Raw genomic sequence first — 16401 nt, 5'->3', positions numbered from 1 at the left:
CCGATGAGCTGAGGGAGACGGGGGCCCCTCGCCTTCGCGTGGTGCGGGCCGGGGTCGGTCAGTCGGCGGGTTCCGGGCCCCAGTGGTCGGGGCCCGGTCCCCGCCAGTCGATCCACGGTGCCTCCGCCACCTCCGCGGGATCGATCTCCAGTCCGGCGCGGCGGAGGAACTCCGCGACGTCGGCCGCGTTGTGGGCCAGGCCGAGGATCTCCCCGTCCACGCGGACACGCCGGCCGCCGGTGGGGGACGGCGGGTGGATGATCACGCGAATCGGTCCGGGCATGTCTTCAGGATCGTCCGGGACGACCGGTCCCGCATTCCAGTACGTCATGGGCGGAACCGCTCGTTCGTGTCCCCGCATGAGAGAGCCCGGTCACGCAGTTCCCGCCAGGCCCCCAGGTCCGGGCGGCGCTGCTGCCAGTAGGGGTGGAAGAAGACCTGGGCCGACAGCCGGTACAGGCGTCGGCGCAGCTCGGTGCGGTCGGGGCGCGCGGCCAGCCGCCGGTAGACGGCACTCCACTCCTGCTGGGCCCGGGCGAGGTCGTCGGGGAACGTTCGCATGCCCGGATTCAATCATGTGTTCGATTTTTCGGGCCAGCGGCCGTCAGCAGGGGTCCGCCGAGCCGGTCCGGTTCATCTTCTCCAGGTAGTCGTGGGCCAGAGCGGTCGCGCGCGTGAACCAGTCGGTGAGGGTGGCCAGTTCGGCGGGGCTGTAGTCGGCGAACAGTTCGGTGAGGCGTGCGTAGTGGCCGGCGTACACGCCTGACACGCGGCTGACGGCGTCCGGGAGCGCGGCGACGCGGACCCTGCGGCGGTCCCTGGGGTCGGGGCGCCGGGTGACGTACCCCGCGCGCTCCAGGCGGTTGAGGATGCCGGTCACCGCGCCGGTCGTCACATGGGCGCGCGCGGCCAGGTCGCCCGCCGTCAGCAGGTCGTCGCCCGCCTCCAGGACGAACCCGAAGCACGTCAGGTCCGTGACGCTCAGCCCGAGTCGCCGGGCCAGTTCCTGCTGGCCGATCAGGTGGGCGGCGATGAGGTGGTCCATCGCGGACAGGGCGCGGGCCGGGTCGGCGGGCGGTCGAGGTGTGCCTTGCATGGTCGTTCCCGGTTCCTCGTCGACGACTTCCCGAATTCCCTTAGCCTGTGAGAGATTCAGGCGGTAAATTCCTTACGTTGTGAGGGATTCTAGTCGGTCCTGGAGAGGGAGTCGGTCACGTGAGTCAGCACGACGAGGGTCATACGGTCGCGGGGTGGACCGGAACGGCGATCGCGACGGTCGGCAGCGGTCTGCTGGGGCTGGCGGTGTGTGCGGCCTCGGTCCCCGCGCTGGTCGCCGGGCTCGCGGTGTGTGCCGTGAGTGTCCTGGTCACCTGGTATCTGCACCTGGCCGGCTGGGGCAAGCCGCCGGGACCGCGGCCGAGGTCGCAGTGGGCCCTCGGGGTGCGTGACGCGGGCGCCCGCGACGGCCACCCCGGATGCGTCTCCTGCCGGCTGGCGGGCCGAGGGCGTCGTACGGCGTCCGGGCTCCGGCCGACGCACGGCGCGGGCGGCGCGGAGGGGAGGTCGGGCGGCGCCGGGAGTGCCGTGCTCGCGGGGGAACCGGAGGCGGCCGTCGCGGAGGCCGGTGGCTGACCGGGGGAGCCCGGCCGCCGATGCGCCTGATGTCAGTACCGCCCTCTACGCTCGCGAGTGATGGCACAGCTGTGGAGATGCTCGGGACTGCGGTGGTCGGACGACGGGCCCGTGCTGGTGTGGAGCGGTGGGCGGCGCAGTCCGCTCGTCCGGGGGAGACGGGTCGCCTTCAAGGCCGTCGAGGGGGGTGCCCGGGAATGCGTGGGGGCGCGCGGGAACCCCTGTCCGATCCGGGCGGCCGTGCCGGCGCGGAGCACCGGCGCGCGGTGCGAGGAGTGCGCGCGGCTGGACCGGGCGCACTCCGTGGCCGCCGACACGGCCGCCGACGACCCCCGGCCGTACCACGTGTATCTCGCCTGGTTCGGGCCCGGGATGACCAAGGTCGGGATCACCGCCGTCGAGCGGGGCCCGGCGCGGTTGCTCGAGCAGGGCGCCGTCTGCTTCAGCTGGCTGGGTGCCGGGCCGCTGATGGCCGCGCGGCGGGCCGAGGAACTGCTCCGCGCCGCGCTCAAGGTGCCCGACCGGATCCCGTACCGCGACAAGCGCGTCGTACGGTCCCTGCTGCCCGCGAGCGAGGGGGAGCGGGCCGCCGAGGTCGAGCTGTTGCACGCGCGCGCCCTCGCGCTGGCCGGGTGGCCGGAGGCGCTGGTTCGGGAGCCCTGCCAAGTCGTCGACCACCTAGGGGTGTTCGGGCTTGCCGGGCTCCCCGCGGCCGTCGGCGAGGTGGTCGGGCTCGCTCCCGGTGCCGGGGTGAGCGGCGAACTCGTCGCGGCCGCCGGGCCGGACCTGCACCTCGCCACCCGGAGCGGGGTGATCGTCCTCGACACGCGCTTGCTGCCCGGCTGGCACCTGACCGCCGTCGCGGAGCCGGACGACGGCCTGCCGCCCCTGGCGGTACGGGAGTTCGCGGCGCCCCAGGAGGGGCTCTTCTGACCACCCGGTGACAGTCCCGGGGAAGTCCGGCCCGGTACGCTCTCATCAGGGTTTCATCCACGCTTCACCCCAGGCCCGCGGCGCACGGGGGACCCACATGATCCGCACAGCGGTGCGCGGTCGTGGCGAGGAGTCCGTGCGCACGTGAGGGGGTTCCCAGGCGTTCCCTGAGAGGCGCCTGTGTGGTTCTCAGGGAAAACACAGATTGCTGAAAGCGTGTTCTCAGAGGGCCCCGCCATGGTGTCCACCATGACCACGACCTCGCCCCAGGGGCGCACCGAACTGCTGAGGCCGGACGGGAGCCCCGTCCGCGTGCTTGTGGTGGACGACGAGCTGTCGATCACCGAACTCCTTTCCATGGCCCTGCGGTACGAGGGCTGGCAGATCAGGAGTGCGGGCGATGGTCAGGGCGCCATCCAGACCGCCCGGGAGTTCCGCCCCGACGCCGTCGTCCTCGACATGATGCTGCCCGACATGGACGGCCTCACGGTGCTGGGCCGGCTGCGGCGCGAACTCCCCGACGTTCCCGTCCTGTTCCTCACGGCCAAGGACGCGGTCGAGGACCGGATCGCCGGGCTCACCGCGGGCGGCGACGACTACGTCACCAAGCCCTTCAGCCTCGAAGAGGTCGTGGCCCGGCTGCGCGGGCTGATCCGCCGCTCCGGTGCCGCCGACCGGCGCTCCGACTCCGTGCTCGTCGTCGGTGACCTCACCCTGGACGAGGACAGCCACGAGGTCTCGCGGGCCGGGGAGGGCATCCACCTCACCGCCACCGAGTTCGAACTGCTGCGCTTCCTCATGCGCAACCCACGGCGGGTGCTCAGCAAGGCGCAGATCCTGGACCGGGTGTGGTCCTACGACTTCGGAGGCCAGGCCAACGTCGTCGAGCTGTACATCTCGTACCTGCGGCGGAAGATAGACGCGGGCCGCGAGCCGATGATCCACACCCGGCGCGGCGCCGGTTACCTGATCAAGCCCGCCGCGTCATGAGCGGGCGACGACGGCCGCGGGCACAGAAGCGACGAGCGGGAAAGCCGCGCACGCTGCGGACCCGGCTCGTCGTCGTGTCCGTGACGCTGATCGCCGTGGTCTGCGCGGTGATCGGGACGGTCACGACCCTCGTGCTGCGCGACCACCTGTACGGGCAGCTGAACGACAACCTGCGCGACGTCGCCGGGCGTGCCTCCGGCGGGCCCATTGGAGGTCCCGACGGCAAGGACCACAACCCGGAGGACAAGGGGCTCGTGCCCCGGACGACCGATCTGGGCAAGTTCGTCAGCCTGGGGCCGAACCCGCCGAAGACCCTCGCGGCCAAGGTCGAGAACGGGTCGATCACCAGCGGCCAGGTCGGCACCAAGCAGAACAACTCCGCCGGTTTCACGCAGATGGAGCCCGCGGCCCTCACCGCGGCCCAGATCAAGGTGATCGGCTCCGTCACCAAGGACGGCGCGCCGCACACCGTCGACATTCCCGGTCTCGGCAGCTACCAGGTGCAGTACGTCACCGGCAACAACGGCACCTACTACGTCGGTATCCCCACCTCCGACGTGGACGGCACCATCGGCACCCTCATCCTGGTCGAGATCAGCCTCACCGTGTCCGGCCTGATCGCCGCCACCCTCGCCGGTACCGTCATCGTCGGTGTGGCCACCCGCCCCCTGCGCAAGGTCGCCGCCACCGCCACCCGGGTCTCCGAACTCCCCCTGCACACCGGCGAGGTGAACCTCAGTGAGCGGGTTCCGGAGTCGGAGTGCGATCCGCACACCGAGGTCGGCCAGGTCGGCTCCGCGCTCAACCGCATGCTCGACCACGTCCACGGGGCGCTGCACGCACGCCAGCAGAGCGAGATGCGGGTACGGCAGTTCGTCGCCGACGCCAGTCACGAGCTGCGCACCCCGCTCGCCTCCATCCGCGGCTACGCCGAGCTGACCCGGCGCGGACGGGAGCAGGTCGGGCCGGACACCCGGCACGCGCTGGGCCGTATCGAGTCCGAGGCCGGCCGGATGACCCTCCTGGTGGAGGACCTGCTGTTGCTGGCCAGGCTGGACGCCGGCCGCCCGCTCCAGTTCGAGCACACCGACCTCATCCCGCTGGTCGTCGACACCGTCAGCGACTCGCGCGCGGCCGGCATGGACCACAACTGGCGCCTCGACCTGCCCGACGAGCCGGCTCTGGTGTCGGCGGACGCGGCCCGCATCCAGCAGGTGCTGGTCAACCTGCTCGGCAACGCGCGCAAGCACACCCCGCCCGGGACCACCGTCACCGCCCGTGTCGAGCGGCGCGGCCCCTGGACGTGCGTGGACGTCGAAGACAACGGACAGGGCATCCCGCCGGACCTGCTGCCGCACGTCTTCGAACGGTTCGCGCGCGGCGACTCCGCGCGTTCGCGGTCCACCGGGTCCACCGGTCTGGGCCTCGCCATCGTGCAGGCCGTCGCGTCCGCGCACGGCGGCGCGGTCACCGTCGACAGCGTTCCCGGCCGCACGGTGTTCACCCTGTACCTGCCCGCGCTCGCCCCGGCGGCTCCCCGGCCGGACCCCGAAACCAACTGGCAATCGCACTCACAGGCGCAGCACAGTGCCACCACATGGGTGGAACAGGGCGCCTGACCAGAGTCGTTCCCATGCGAACCGACTCTTCTCCCGGCACTCTGCCGGCGCGGGAGCACCTCCCGGCCGGAAACGCCGGTACGCCTGTCCTGGACGTAGTGATCCCCGTCTACAACGAGGAGAAGGACCTCGGTCCCTGCGTCGTCAGACTGCATGATCACCTCAAGCGCACCTTCCCGTACGCCTTCCGCATCACCATCGCGGACAACGCGTCCACGGACACCACCCCGCAGGTGGCGCGGCGGCTCGAGACGGACCTGGCCGAGGTCACGTCGTTCCGGCTGGAGCAGAAGGGCCGCGGCCGGGCGCTGCGGACCGTCTGGTCCGCCTCGGACGCGCCGGTCCTCGCGTACATGGACGTGGACCTGTCGACCGACCTGAACGCGCTGCTGCCGCTGGTGGCACCGCTCATCTCCGGCCACTCCGACCTGGCGATCGGTTCCCGGCTGGCCCGCTCGTCGCGCGTGGTGCGCGGCGCCAAGCGGGAGTTCATCAGCCGGACCTACAACCTGATCCTGCGCGGCTCCCTCCAGGCCCGTTTCTCCGACGCGCAGTGCGGCTTCAAGGCGATCCGGCGCGATGTCGCGCAGGTGCTGCTGCCGCTCGTCGAGGACACCGGCTGGTTCTTCGACACCGAGATGCTGGTGCTGGCCGAGCGCGCGGGGCTGCGCATCCACGAGGTGCCGGTCGACTGGGTCGACGACCCGAACTCCACCGTGCACATCGTGAAGACCGCCACCGACGACCTCAAGGGCGTGTGGCGGGTCGGCAAGGCCCTGACCACGGGCGCGCTGCCGCTGGACCGGCTCGCCCGGCCGTTCGGCGACGACCCGCGCGACCGCGACGTCCAGGACGTGCCGAAGGGCCTGGCCCGCCAGCTCGTCGGGTTCTGCGTGGTCGGCGGCCTGTCGACCCTCTTCTACCTGGTCCTCTACAGCGCCTTCCGGTCCTTCTCCGGCTCCCAGGTCGCCAACGCGCTCGCGCTGCTGGTGTCGGCGGTCGCGAACACGGCGGCCAACCGGCGCCTCACCTTCGGGGTGCGCGGCCGGGGCGGGGCGGTCCGGCACCAGGCGCAGGGCCTGGTCGTCTTCGGTATCGGCCTCGCGCTGACCAGCGGCTCCCTCGCCGCCCTGAACGCGGCGAGCAGCGACCCCTCGCACTCCACCGAACTGGCGGTCCTGATCGCCGCCAACCTGGCGGCGACCGTGCTGCGCTTCCTGCTCTTCCGCGCCTGGGTCTTCCCGGACCGCGACGGCGCACCCGGGGCGGGGTCGACGGTGGTGGCCACGCACAACCACCCGTCGTCCCCGGCCTGCCCGGCCGGCGGAACCCAGCCGTACCGGCAGCCGAGCGGGCCGCAGGACCCGCTCCCGCAGCGCCCGACGCCCCAGCCCTGCGCCCAGAGCGCCCCCTACGCCCAGAGCGCCACCACGACCACCCGGTTCCGCGCCGGTGAAGCCGCGGACGGCACCTGGCGGGACAGCACCATGCAGCTGCAGCCGGTGCGTCCCCACGACACCGACCCGGGGGAACCCCGATGACCACCCACACCGACCAGCCCACCCAGTGGGGGCCGCCCCGCACGTCTCCCCCCACGTCTCCCCCGCCGCCGCACCACGCTCCCGAGGCCTCGGCGCCGGAGTCGGGCGAGCCCCGGCAGCCCTTCGCCCGCAGAATCTGGCGCGGCCGTCCCGAGGACCCCGGCTGGGTGCGCCCGGCCTTCCTCGGCCTGCTGGCCGCCACCCTCCTGCTCTACCTGTACAACCTGAGCGCCTCCGGCTACGCCAACTCCTTCTACTCGGCGGCCGTGCAGGCGGGCAGCACGTCCTGGAAGGCGTTCTTCTTCGGCTCCCTGGACGCCGGGAACGCCATCACCGTGGACAAGCCCCCGGCCTCCCTGTGGCCGATGGAGCTGTCGGTCCGGATCTTCGGTCTCAACTCCTGGGCGATCCTCGTCCCCGAGGTCCTCATGGGCGTCGCGACGGTGGCCGTCGTGTACGCGGCGGTGCGCCGCCGGTTCAGCCCCGCCGCCGGTCTGATCGCGGGCGCGGTGCTCGCGCTCACTCCGGTCGCGGCGCTGATGTTCCGGTTCGACAACCCGGACGCGATGCTGGCGCTGCTGATGGCGGTCGCCTGCTACACGGTGGTCCGCGCGGTCGAGGACGGCCGGACGAAGTGGCTGGTGTGGGCCGGGGCCGCGGTCGGGTTCGCGTTCCTCGTCAAGACCCTCCAGGCGTTCCTGATCCTGCCGCCGCTGGCGGTCGTGTACGCGGTCTGCGCACCGGTGCCGGTGAGGAAGCGGCTCGGCCAGCTGGCGGTCGCCACCGGCGCGCTCGTCGTCTCCGGCGGCTGGTGGGTCACGATCGTCGAGCTGTGGCCGGCCTCCTCCCGCCCCTACATCGGCGGCTCGCAGGACAACAGCTTCCTGTCGCTGACCTTCGGCTACAACGGCTTCGGCCGCCTCAGCGGCGACGAGACCGGCAGCGTCGGCGGCGGCAACGGCAGCACCGGCCAGTGGGGCGCGACCGGCTGGGACCGGATGTTCAACTCCGAGATCGGCGGCCAGATCTCCTGGCTGCTGCCCAGCGCCCTGATCCTCCTGGCAGCCGGGCTGGTGGCCACCCGCAGGCTGAGGCGGACCTCGGCCACCCGCGCCGCGTTCCTGGTCTGGGGCGGCTCGCTGCTGATGACCATGGTCGTCTTCAGCTACATGGCGGGCATCTTCCACCAGTACTACACGGTCGCCCTGGCCCCCTACCTGGCCGCCGTGCTCGGCATGGGCGCCGACCAGCTGTGGAAGCAGCGCGCCGAGCTGTGGGCGTCGATCACCCTCGCCGGCTCCGTGGTCGCGGCGGCGGTCTGGGGGTACGTCCTGCTCAACCGCACCTCGGACTACCTTCCCTGGCTCAAGCACCTGGTCCTGATCGGCGGTCTGGCCGCCGCGCTCGGCCTGGTCTTCGCGGGCCGGATCAGTCGCCGGCTGGCCCTCGGGGCGGCGGCGGTGGGGCTGGTGGCCGCGCTGGCTGGCCCGACCGCCTACACCCTGAGCACCCTCCAGACGGGCCACACCGGCTCCATCGTGACGGCGGGTCCGGCGGGCGCGAGCACGATGGGCGGCGGCCCCGGTGGCGGCGGGATGCGCGGCGGCGGCATGGGCGGCGGTGGCGGCTTCGGCCAGAACCAGCAGGGCCAGCAGGGCCAGCAGGGCTTCCCCGGCGGCACCGGCAACAGCACCGGCGGCACCGGCAACGGCACCGGCGGCATGCCCGGCCAGAACGGCACCGGCGGCACCGGAGGCCTCGGCGGCACCCAGAACCAGCAGGGCAACGGCACCACGCAGAACGGGAACGGCTTCCCCGGCGGCGGTCGGATGGGCGACGGCGGCGGCATGGGCGGCGGCGGTGGCGCCGGCGGCCTGCTGAACGGCGCGACCGTCAGCTCCCGGGCCAAGAAGCTGCTGGAGCAGGACGCGTCCCAGTACACCTGGGTGGCGGCGGCCGTCGGCGCCCAGAACGCGGCGAGCTACCAGCTCTCCACAGGGGACGCGGTGATGGCGATCGGCGGCTTCAACGGGACCGACCCGTCCCCGACGCTGGCCCAGTTCAAGAAGTACGTGGCGGACGGAAGGATCCACTACTTCATCTCGTCCGGCACGGGCGGCGGCATGGGCGGCAGCAGCACCGGCACCTCCGCGCAGATCACCTCGTGGGTCGAGAAGAACTTCAAGAAGGTGACGGTGGGTTCGTCGACCTTCTACGACCTCACGCAGAAGGCGAGCGGGAGCTGACGGCCGCCTGATCGACGGGACGACACGAGGGCGGTGGCTTCGGCCACCGCCCTTCGGGGGTAGGTGTCGGTTCGCGGGTGCGCCACAGCTCTAGCATCTGGGGAAGTGATCGTCTTGGCGGAAGAGGGCGCGATGGCGCGGGCCAGTGTGTGGCTGGAGGGGAAGGCCCGCAAGGGGGCGCGGAGCGGGCAGCCCTCCGGGCTCGACCGGGAGCGCATCACCTCCGCCACCGTCCGGCTCCTCGACGCCGACGGCCTCGACAAGTTCTCCATGCGGCGGCTGGCGGCCGAGCTCAACGTGACCGCGATGTCGGTGTACTGGTACGTCGACACCAAGGACGACCTGCTCGAACTTGCCCTCGACGCGGCCTTCGGCGAGCTGCCCCTGCCCGATGCCGCGGGCGGCGACTGGCGCGCGCAACTGCGCGCCCTGGCCTCGGAGTACCGCGCGCTGCTGGTCCGCCACCCCTGGCTCTCCCCGCTGGCAGGCCGCTACCTCAACATCGGCCCCCACTCGCTCGCGTTCTCCCGCGTGGTCCAGCGGGTGGTCCGCCGCGCGGGCCTGCCCGCGCACGGCGTGACGGGGGCGATCTCGGCCGTCTTCCAGTTCGTCTACGGCTACGGCACGATCGAGAGCCACTTCGCCGCGCGGGTGGCGGCGGCCGGCATGACGGCCGACGAGTACGTCGACTCCACGATGCACGCCGTGACGGAGGTCCCGGACACGGCGAGGATCATCGAGGAGTCGAGGGACCTCTTGGCGGCAAGGGGCGGCGACACCGTCGCCGAGATGCGGGACAGGGACTTCGCCTTCGCCCTGGACCTCCTGGTCGCGGGAATCGAGGCCATGGTCGCCAAGAACGCCTAGGGCGTGCTGCGAAAGTCCCGCCTCGTAGGACTCCGTCAGGCGTCCGGTGAAACCAGCCGTGCCGGGAACCCTCCGGTGGCCACCGGCCCCCACCGCTCCGGCGTCACCCGGATGATCGACTTCCCCTGTCGCACCATCGCCGCCCGGTACTCGTCCCAGTCCGGGTGCTCCCCGGAGATGTTCCGGAAGTACTCCACCAGCGGCTCCACCGACTCGGGAGAGTCGAGGACCTCGGCCCGCCCGTCCACCTGGACCCACGGCCCGTCCCACTCGTCGCTCAGGACGATCACGCTCACCCGCTCGTCCCGCTTGGCGTTCCGCGTCTTCGCCCGTTCGGGGTAGGTGGAGGCGACGATCCGCCCGGAGTCGTCGACCCCGCAGGTCAGCGGGGACCCCTGCGGGCTCCCGTCGGCGCGCCGGGTGAGCAGGATCGCGCGGTGGCGGGGTCGTACGAAGTCCAGGAGTTCGTCGAGGGAGACGGACGTGTTCGTCGCGATGTTCGGTGCCATGCGGCCAGCCTAGGCCCGGGGCGCCCGCTCAGCCTGTCCCTGCTGGGCCCACCCTGGGGCCTCCTGGACCGCCCTCACGCCTGCGGCAGCGACTCGCCCTGCACCGCCTGGACCTCCAGCTCCACCTTCAGGGTCGTGCCGATCGCGGCGATGCCCGCCTGGACGACCTGGTTGTAGTTCATGGCGAAGTCCTCGCGGTGCAGTTCGGTCGTCGCGCGGAACGCGGCCCGGGTGCCGCCCCAGGGGTCGGCGCCGGTGCCGAGGTAGGCGAGGTCGAGGTCGACGGGACGCACCACACCGCGCAGGGACAGCTCGCCGTGCACCGTCCAGCGGTCCGAGCCCGCCGCCGTCACGCCCGTCGAGACGTAGGTGATCTCCGGGTGGCGCTCGACGTCCAGGAAGTCGGCGGAGCGCAGGTGGGTGTCGCGCATGCCGTTGCCGGTGTCGATGGAGGCGGCCCGGATGACCGCCTGGACACGGGACTTGGTGACGTCGTCCGGAGCGATCTCGATGGCGGCGGAGAAGTCCGTGAAACGGCCCCGCACGCTGGAGATGCCCAGGTGCTGGGCGACCGCGCCGACCGTGGAGTGCGCCGGGTCCACGGTCCACGGGCCGGGCGGCGGCAGCTCGGTGCCGCCCTGCCGGGCCAGCGTGACCGTGCCGATCTCGGCGCGGCCGCTCGCGGTGACGATGGCGCTGGCGGCGGCGGGCGCGTAGCCCACGGCCGTGACGATGACGGTGTACGCCCCGGGCGCCAGCGGGTTCGGGTCACGGACCGTGCCCTCGTCGTCGGCCTCCGCGCGCAGCACCTGGCTGCCGGTCATGTCGGTCACCGTGACGACCGCGTGCGACACGGCCCATCCGTCCCGGGTACGGATCCTCGCGGTCAGTCCCATCCCGTCTCTCCCTGCGAACACTCGAACCGTCATGTGGTCAGACGGTCAGACGATTACAAATTGGTCTTATGGAACCGGCCCGCGGCAGGCGCCTCCTTGTGGGCGCGCCCGCCGCGGGCCGGAGTGCGGACTACTCGCCCGGGTGGGAGAGCTCGATGTCGTGGCCGTCGACACCGGCGCCGGTGACGTGCAGGGCCGTGGCGACCGGCGGGTAGCCCGTCGCGATCACGGTGTAGTCACCGCCGTCCAGGTCGGCGAAGGCGTACGCGCCGTCCACGCCGGTGGTGGCGGTGCCGACCACGTTGCCGGCCGCGTCCACGAGGGTCACGCGGGCGTCGGCGAGCGGCCCGTGCGGGGCCCGTACGACACCCTGGAGCTGGGCGCCGGCGTCCAGGTCGACCTCGATCCGGGTGACCCCGGTGGTGCCGATCTCGACGGGGAGGGCACGCGGGCGGTACCCGGCCGCGTTCACCGCGACCGTGACGACCCCCGGGACCAGCTCGCCGAAGCGGAACTCGCCCTGCTCCCCGGTGGCGGCGGTGGCCAGCAGGTCGCCGCGGACGTCGGTGACGATGACCATGGCGTCCTTGACCGGCAGCGCGCTGCCCGCGCCCCGCACCACACCGCTCAGCCCGCTGGTGCCGCTGAGCAGGATGTCGTACGACAGCGCGTCCTCGCCCACCACGACGGTGGAGGCCTGCGGCTGGTAGCCGTCGGCGGAGGCGATCAGCACGTACGAGCCGGTGCCGGGGGCGTCCAGCCGGTAGGAGCCGTCGTAACCGGCGACGGAGCGGCCGAGCTGGCGGCCGGCGAGCGAGATCAGGGTGACCGCGGCCTGCGGGACCGGGGCGCTCTCGGCGCCGCGCACGAAGCCGTGCACCGGGGTACCGCCGGAGCCCGCCGTCTGCTCGGGGATGTCGAGGGTGGCCACGGCGGTCGACTGCCGGGTGGCCTCGGCGGCGGTCTCCGCGCCGCCGTTCACGACGGGGACGGCCCAGCTGGGGACCTGCTGGTCGGCGACGGGAGCCGCGACGGGCGCCTCGGCGGTGGCCGCCGCCACGGGCGCCTCGGCCGACTGCTCCTGCTCGGCGGCCTGGGCGAGCCCACCCTTGGTCTTCAGCGGAACCTCCTTGATGAACAGGCTGATCAGGAACGCGACGGCGGCGAGGCAGCCGGCGATCAGGAAGACGTCGGCGATGCCGTGGCCGTAGGCGCTCTCCATGAGGGTGCGCAGCGGGGCCGGCAGCTTGCCCAGGTCCGGCAGGCTGTCGCTGGACGAGCTGGAACCGGCCAGGGCCGCCTGGTACTTGTGGGGGAGTGCGGCGGCGCCCTCGGTCACGTAGTGCGTGATCCGGCGGGCCATCACCGCGCCGAGCGCGGAGACGCCGACCGCACCGCCCAGGGAGCGGAAGAAGGTGACCGTGGAGCTGGCCGAGCCGAGGTCGGACGGGGCGACCTGGTTCTGGGTGCAGAGCACGAGGTTCTGCATCATCATGCCGATGCCGAGACCCAGCAGCGCCATGAAGATCGACATCTTCCAGTACGCCGTGTCGTAGCGGATGGTCCCGAGCAGGCCGAGGCCCGCCGTCACCAGGACGCCACCGCTGACCAGCCAGGCCTTCCAGCGGCCGGTGCGGGTGATGAACTGCCCGGAGACGGTGGAGGAGACGAACAGACCGCCGATCATCGGGATCGTCATCACACCGGACATCGTCGGGGACTTGTCGCGGGCCAGCTGGAAGTACTGGCTGAAGAACACCGTGCCGGTGAACATGGCGACACCGACGAACAGGGAGGCCAGCGAGGCCAGGGTGATGGTGCGGTTCTTGAACAGCCGCAGCGGGATGATCGGTTCCTTGGCCTTCGACTCGACGAGCACGAAGATCAGCGCGAGGACGATCGAACCGCCGATCATCGTGTAGGTCTGCCAGGAGATCCAGTCGTACTTGTCACCGGCGAAGGTGACCCAGACGAGCAGCAGGGAGACGGCGGCGGCGACGAAGAACGCGCCGGCCCAGTCGACCTTGACGTCCCGCTTCACGACCGGCAGGTGCAGGGTCTTCTGGAGCACGATCAGCGCGATGACGGCGAAGGGCACACCGACGTAGAAGCACCAGCGCCAGCCCAGCCACGAGGTGTCGGTGATGACACCGCCGAGCAGCGGGCCGCCGACGGTGGCGACGGCGAAGGTCGCGCCGAGGTAGCCGGAGTAGCGGCCGCGCTCACGCGGCGAGATCATCGCGGCCATGACGATCTGGGCGAGCGCCGACAGACCGCCGACGCCGACGCCCTGGATGACACGGCAGGCGATGAGCATGCCGGCGTTCTGCGACAGACCGGCCGCCGCGGACCCCAGGACGTAGATGACCAGGGCTATCTGGACGAGCGCCTTCTTGCTGTACAGGTCGGCGAGCTTGCCCCAGAGCGGGGTGGTGGCGGTCATCGCCAGCAGCGAGGCGGTGACGACCCAGGTGTAGGCGGACTGGCCGCCGCCGAGGTCGGTGATGATGTGCGGCAGGGCGTTGGTGACGATCGTGGACGACAGGATCGCCACGAACATGCCGAGCAGCAGGCCGGAGATGGCCTCCATGATCTGCCGGTGGGACATCGGCGCCTGCTCGGCGGAGCTGCCTCCCCCGTGCTTGGCGTGAGCCCGCACACCGGCTGGTGTGGTCGTTGCCATGGGCTTCCTTTTCTTACGTCTTATGCGGGTGTACGGGTGGTCGGTTCGAGAACGGGAGCTTCGAGTACGGGGGTGGGGGCGCGGGCGGCCTTGGCGAGCGTGGACCCGGCGGCGGGCCGGGGGTGCGGGCCGGTGGCCCGGCAGTCGCCGAAGCTGGCGCGGAGCCGGGTCATCAGCCGGATCAGCTGCTCGACCTCCTCGTCGCTCCAGTCGCTCAGCCGCTCGGTGAGCAGTTCGGTGCTGCGCCGGGACAGGTCCTGGAGGGTCGCCTCGCCCGCGGGGGTGAGGTGGAGGATCCGGGAACGCTTGTCCGCCGGGTCGGCGGAGCGCTCGATCCAGCCGCGCTCGGCCACGTGCGCCACGTGCCGGCTGGTCACGGACATGTCCACGGCGAGCAGCTCGGCGAGCTTGCTCATGCGCATGGAGCCGTGGCGGCCGAGCAGCGTCAGCACCGCCGCGGATCCTGCCGGGCACTCGTGCGGCAGGATCCGCGCGAGGTCCCGTTTCACGGCTCCGACGGCGCTGAGCTGACGCGCCAGCTCCTCGAACTGCGCCTGCTCCGCCATCACACCTCCCGTATTCGTTGCTTGGGGCAACCATAGAACTGCTTGGTTGCCACAGGCAAATAAGTTGGCCGAGGTAGGGATAAAAACTTGGCAAAGGCAAGTATTGCGAACGTAAACGTGCAGGTGGGGACGGATGCGGCTGCGGGTGGCCCCCCACTTGGGCCACAACCCCGGATTCGCTAGTGTCTCGGGCCATGGCTAACACCCAGGGCCCCCAGGGCAACTACGACCCCGCCGGCAGCACCCAGATGTTCCGCGCGTTCGTCGACGAGGCCCCGCAGACCTCCCAGCAGACGGCGACCACGTACTCCTCCTCCGGTCCCCGCATCGGCCTGATCCTCGGCGTCGTCGCCGCGGTGGTCGTGGTGGCGGCGGTCGCCTGGCTCGCGCTCATGTAAGTCGCTCGCCTCGACGGCACGGCGGCGGCGCGACGAAGAACCCGGGGTTCCCCGCCCCGGGCTTTCGTCGTACCCGCTGGAGGCCGGGCCGCGCCGAGGCCCGGACCGCGCAGGGCTCCCCTCAGCTCCAGTCGACCCCTACGACCCGGGTCTCGACGTGCATGCCGAGCGGCACCCGCCAGGCGTCGACGCAGACCGTCCAGGTCCTGTCGGTACGGGCGCGCGGGGCGATCGGGACCGGGAGGGGCCGGGTGGAACCGATGGTCGCCCAGTCGGTGCCGAGCAGGTCGATGATGTGCGTGCCGAGGGTGATCGTCCCGGAACGCACGGCCGTGCCGCCGGAGTTGCGGAAGGTGACCGTCACCTTCTCGCACCAGCGCCGGTCCGTGGCCTCGCGGGTGGGGGCGCTCCAGGTGAGAGCGGCGGGCGCGGGGGTGCCGGACGCCGCTGGGCCGGAGGGCCGGGGACGCGTACTCGCGGAGCCGGAAGGCCGGGGGCGCGTACTGGCGGCACCGGAGGGGGAGGCGGAAGGCGCCGGAACCGAACCCGCCGGCCCGTCCGCCGAGTCGCCCACTCCGCCCGGCCCGCCCGCCGGGTCGCCCACTCCGCCCGGCCCGTCCGCCGGGTCGCCCACTCCGCCCGGCCCGTCCGCCGAGTCGCCCACTCCGCCCGGCCCGCCCGCCGGGTCGCCCGACCCGTCGGTCCCGTCCTGGCCGCCCGCCGCGCTCGACGGGCCCGCCCCTGTGGCCGCTCCGCCCACCGGCGTGGGGGATCCGCCCGGGCCGCTCGCGGATCCTGTCGACCGGTCCGCCGTCCCGTTGGGCCCGTCCAGCGGGACCAACGTCACCGACCCCGTCGGTCGTGCCGCCGTCCCCGTCGGTCCGCCCGCCGGTCCCACCGCGGTGTAGCCACCGCCGCCGCTCCCGCACGCGGCGAGGCCGGGGACCAGACAGAGACCGGCCGCCGACAACCCCACCACCGTGCCCCACCGCCCGGGCACCTTCCGTCCTCGCCGTCCGGGCGGGGCGGCGGACGCCGGGTCGACGGCCGTCGGTGATCCCGCCGCGGTGCCCGACCGGCCGGGTGGGTTGCGGCGGGGGTGCTGGGGGGTGGTGGCGGGCGCCGTCTCGGGGGCCGTCGGTGATCCCGCCGCCGGGTCCCGCCGGCCGGGTGTGCTCCGGCCGTGCGGTGTGCCGCAGGAGAGGCCCGCGGCGGCCGCCGACGCTTTCGGGTCGGCGGGCCGGTGGCCGGTGCGGGTCCAGCGGGTAGGCATCGGGCCAGTGTGGCTGACGCTCCGTCAGTTGGGAAGCCTCCGGCCCTCGATCGGTTGCCCTCGCTCCTCGGTCGGGAACTCCCGCTCCTCGGTCGGGAACTCCCGCTCCTCGGTCGGGAACTCCCGCTCCTCGGTCGGGAACCCCCGGCCTTCGGTCGGGAACCCCCGGCCTTCGGTCGGGAACCCCCGGCCTTCGGTCGGGAACCCCCGGCCTTCGGTCGGGAACCCCCGGCCTTCGGTCGGGAAAC

General features: G+C 72.6%; 17 protein-coding genes. 8 read left to right on the top strand and 9 right to left on the bottom strand.

The genetic code is table 11. The annotated features are described in order from the left end of the window. Positions 1-58 precede the first annotated feature (58 nt). Genes AB0G52_RS02910 through AB0G52_RS02900 form a run of 3 tightly spaced genes read right to left on the bottom strand, consistent with a single transcriptional unit; the run spans position 59 to position 1096 of the window. A complete protein-coding gene (locus AB0G52_RS02910) occupies positions 59-283 on the bottom strand; it encodes a hypothetical protein (protein ID WP_361333116.1) in 225 nt (74 codons plus the stop codon). A 44-nt stretch (positions 284-327) separates the two neighbouring features. Next, entirely contained in the window at positions 328-561 is a 234-nt protein-coding gene (locus AB0G52_RS02905; RefSeq protein WP_361333113.1) for a hypothetical protein, read from the bottom strand. A 43-nt stretch (positions 562-604) separates the two neighbouring features. After that, the gene (locus AB0G52_RS02900; RefSeq protein ID WP_132888245.1) at positions 605-1096 is read right to left on the bottom strand and encodes a helix-turn-helix domain-containing protein; all 492 of its coding nucleotides are present in this window, start codon (positions 1094-1096) and stop codon (positions 605-607) included. Positions 1097-1215: 119 nt separating this feature from the next. On the opposite strand from AB0G52_RS02900, the gene AB0G52_RS02895 reads away from it, so the two are divergent. The 7 genes from AB0G52_RS02895 to AB0G52_RS02865 all read left to right on the top strand — a co-directional run bounded on the left by AB0G52_RS02895 (position 1216) and on the right by AB0G52_RS02865 (position 9828). Beyond that, positions 1216-1632, top strand: a complete 417-nt coding sequence (locus AB0G52_RS02895) for an HGxxPAAW family protein (RefSeq protein ID WP_361333110.1) — start codon at positions 1216-1218, stop codon at positions 1630-1632. Between the two features lie 60 nt (positions 1633-1692). After that, positions 1693-2565 (top strand): DUF2797 domain-containing protein, encoded by an 873-nt coding sequence (locus AB0G52_RS02890; protein ID WP_361333107.1) that lies wholly within the window; start codon positions 1693-1695, stop codon positions 2563-2565. A gap of 249 nt (positions 2566-2814) precedes the next feature. Continuing rightward, on the top strand, positions 2815-3555 hold the full coding sequence (locus AB0G52_RS02885) for a response regulator transcription factor (protein ID WP_046727718.1): 741 nt from the start codon (positions 2815-2817) through the stop codon (positions 3553-3555). Further along, complete coding sequence (locus tag AB0G52_RS02880) at positions 3552-5174, top strand: HAMP domain-containing sensor histidine kinase (RefSeq protein WP_132888242.1); 1623 nt, start codon at positions 3552-3554, stop codon at positions 5172-5174. Before AB0G52_RS02885 ends, AB0G52_RS02880 begins: the two co-directional genes overlap by 4 nt. 14 nt (positions 5175-5188) lie before the next feature. Continuing rightward, on the top strand, positions 5189-6715 hold the full coding sequence (locus AB0G52_RS02875; protein ID WP_361333103.1) for a bifunctional glycosyltransferase family 2/GtrA family protein: 1527 nt from the start codon (positions 5189-5191) through the stop codon (positions 6713-6715). Further along, on the top strand, positions 6712-8961 hold the full coding sequence (locus AB0G52_RS02870) for a glycosyltransferase family 39 protein (RefSeq protein ID WP_361333100.1): 2250 nt from the start codon (positions 6712-6714) through the stop codon (positions 8959-8961). The genes AB0G52_RS02875 and AB0G52_RS02870 overlap by 4 nt, the downstream gene beginning before the upstream one ends. Before the next feature lie 132 nt (positions 8962-9093). Then, positions 9094-9828: a TetR/AcrR family transcriptional regulator C-terminal domain-containing protein gene (locus AB0G52_RS02865; RefSeq protein WP_361333679.1), complete on the top strand. Its 735-nt coding sequence runs from the start codon at positions 9094-9096 to the stop codon at positions 9826-9828. A gap of 35 nt (positions 9829-9863) precedes the next feature. On the opposite strand, the gene AB0G52_RS02860 is transcribed toward AB0G52_RS02865, so the two are convergent. The 4 genes from AB0G52_RS02860 to AB0G52_RS02845 form a co-directional block, all read right to left on the bottom strand. Then, positions 9864-10337, bottom strand: a complete 474-nt coding sequence (locus AB0G52_RS02860; protein WP_132888239.1) for a PPOX class F420-dependent oxidoreductase — start codon at positions 10335-10337, stop codon at positions 9864-9866. A gap of 74 nt (positions 10338-10411) precedes the next feature. Beyond that, positions 10412-11233 carry a YceI family protein gene (locus AB0G52_RS02855; protein WP_132888238.1) on the bottom strand — a complete coding sequence of 274 codons (822 nt, stop codon included), beginning with the start codon at positions 11231-11233 and terminating at the stop codon, positions 10412-10414. 130 nt (positions 11234-11363) lie between these two features. Further along, positions 11364-13916: an MFS transporter gene (locus tag AB0G52_RS02850; RefSeq protein WP_361333096.1), complete on the bottom strand. Its 2553-nt coding sequence runs from the start codon at positions 13914-13916 to the stop codon at positions 11364-11366. A gap of 20 nt (positions 13917-13936) precedes the next feature. Continuing rightward, complete coding sequence (locus tag AB0G52_RS02845; protein ID WP_361333093.1) at positions 13937-14482, bottom strand: MarR family transcriptional regulator; 546 nt, start codon at positions 14480-14482, stop codon at positions 13937-13939. Positions 14483-14676: 194 nt separating this feature from the next. Here AB0G52_RS02845 and AB0G52_RS02840 point away from each other — a divergent pair, with 194 nt between their 5' ends. Further along, positions 14677-14880: a hypothetical protein gene (locus tag AB0G52_RS02840; protein ID WP_132888236.1), complete on the top strand. Its 204-nt coding sequence runs from the start codon at positions 14677-14679 to the stop codon at positions 14878-14880. Between the two features lie 121 nt (positions 14881-15001). Here the strand turns inward: AB0G52_RS02840 and AB0G52_RS02835 are convergent, their stop codons facing one another. After that, positions 15002-16153, bottom strand: coding sequence for a hypothetical protein (locus AB0G52_RS02835; protein ID WP_361333090.1), 1152 nt, complete (start codon positions 16151-16153; stop codon positions 15002-15004). A 24-nt stretch (positions 16154-16177) separates the two neighbouring features. Next, a partial coding sequence (locus AB0G52_RS02830; protein WP_361333087.1) for a hypothetical protein occupies positions 16178-16401 on the bottom strand: 224 nt, incomplete at its 5' end.

The sequence above is a fragment of the Streptomyces sp. NPDC021562 genome, assembly GCF_040640875.1.
GTDB lineage: Bacteria > Actinomycetota > Actinomycetes > Streptomycetales > Streptomycetaceae > Streptomyces.
This window is presented reverse-complemented; position numbering and strand designations above follow the sequence as displayed.

Excerpts from the sequence above, each read along its gene's own strand:
- AB0G52_RS02910 (WP_361333116.1), bottom strand. The coding sequence starts at position 283 with ATGCCCGGACCGATTCGCGTGATCATCCACCCGCCGTCCCCCACCGGC.
- AB0G52_RS02905 (WP_361333113.1), bottom strand. The coding sequence starts at position 561 with ATGCGAACGTTCCCCGACGACCTCGCCCGGGCCCAGCAGGAGTGGAGT.
- AB0G52_RS02900 (WP_132888245.1), bottom strand. The coding sequence starts at position 1,096 with ATGCAAGGCACACCTCGACCGCCCGCCGACCCGGCCCGCGCCCTGTCC.
- AB0G52_RS02890 (WP_361333107.1), top strand. The coding sequence starts at position 1,693 with ATGGCACAGCTGTGGAGATGCTCGGGACTGCGGTGGTCGGACGACGGG.
- AB0G52_RS02885 (WP_046727718.1), top strand. The coding sequence starts at position 2,815 with ATGACCACGACCTCGCCCCAGGGGCGCACCGAACTGCTGAGGCCGGAC.
- AB0G52_RS02880 (WP_132888242.1), top strand. The coding sequence starts at position 3,552 with ATGAGCGGGCGACGACGGCCGCGGGCACAGAAGCGACGAGCGGGAAAG.
- AB0G52_RS02875 (WP_361333103.1), top strand. The coding sequence starts at position 5,189 with ATGCGAACCGACTCTTCTCCCGGCACTCTGCCGGCGCGGGAGCACCTC.
- AB0G52_RS02870 (WP_361333100.1), top strand. The coding sequence starts at position 6,712 with ATGACCACCCACACCGACCAGCCCACCCAGTGGGGGCCGCCCCGCACG.
- AB0G52_RS02865 (WP_361333679.1), top strand. The coding sequence starts at position 9,094 with ATGGCGCGGGCCAGTGTGTGGCTGGAGGGGAAGGCCCGCAAGGGGGCG.
- AB0G52_RS02860 (WP_132888239.1), bottom strand. The coding sequence starts at position 10,337 with ATGGCACCGAACATCGCGACGAACACGTCCGTCTCCCTCGACGAACTC.
- AB0G52_RS02855 (WP_132888238.1), bottom strand. The coding sequence starts at position 11,233 with ATGGGACTGACCGCGAGGATCCGTACCCGGGACGGATGGGCCGTGTCG.
- AB0G52_RS02850 (WP_361333096.1), bottom strand. The coding sequence starts at position 13,916 with ATGGCAACGACCACACCAGCCGGTGTGCGGGCTCACGCCAAGCACGGG.
- AB0G52_RS02845 (WP_361333093.1), bottom strand. The coding sequence starts at position 14,482 with ATGGCGGAGCAGGCGCAGTTCGAGGAGCTGGCGCGTCAGCTCAGCGCC.
- AB0G52_RS02840 (WP_132888236.1), top strand. The coding sequence starts at position 14,677 with ATGGCTAACACCCAGGGCCCCCAGGGCAACTACGACCCCGCCGGCAGC.
- AB0G52_RS02835 (WP_361333090.1), bottom strand. The coding sequence starts at position 16,153 with ATGCCTACCCGCTGGACCCGCACCGGCCACCGGCCCGCCGACCCGAAA.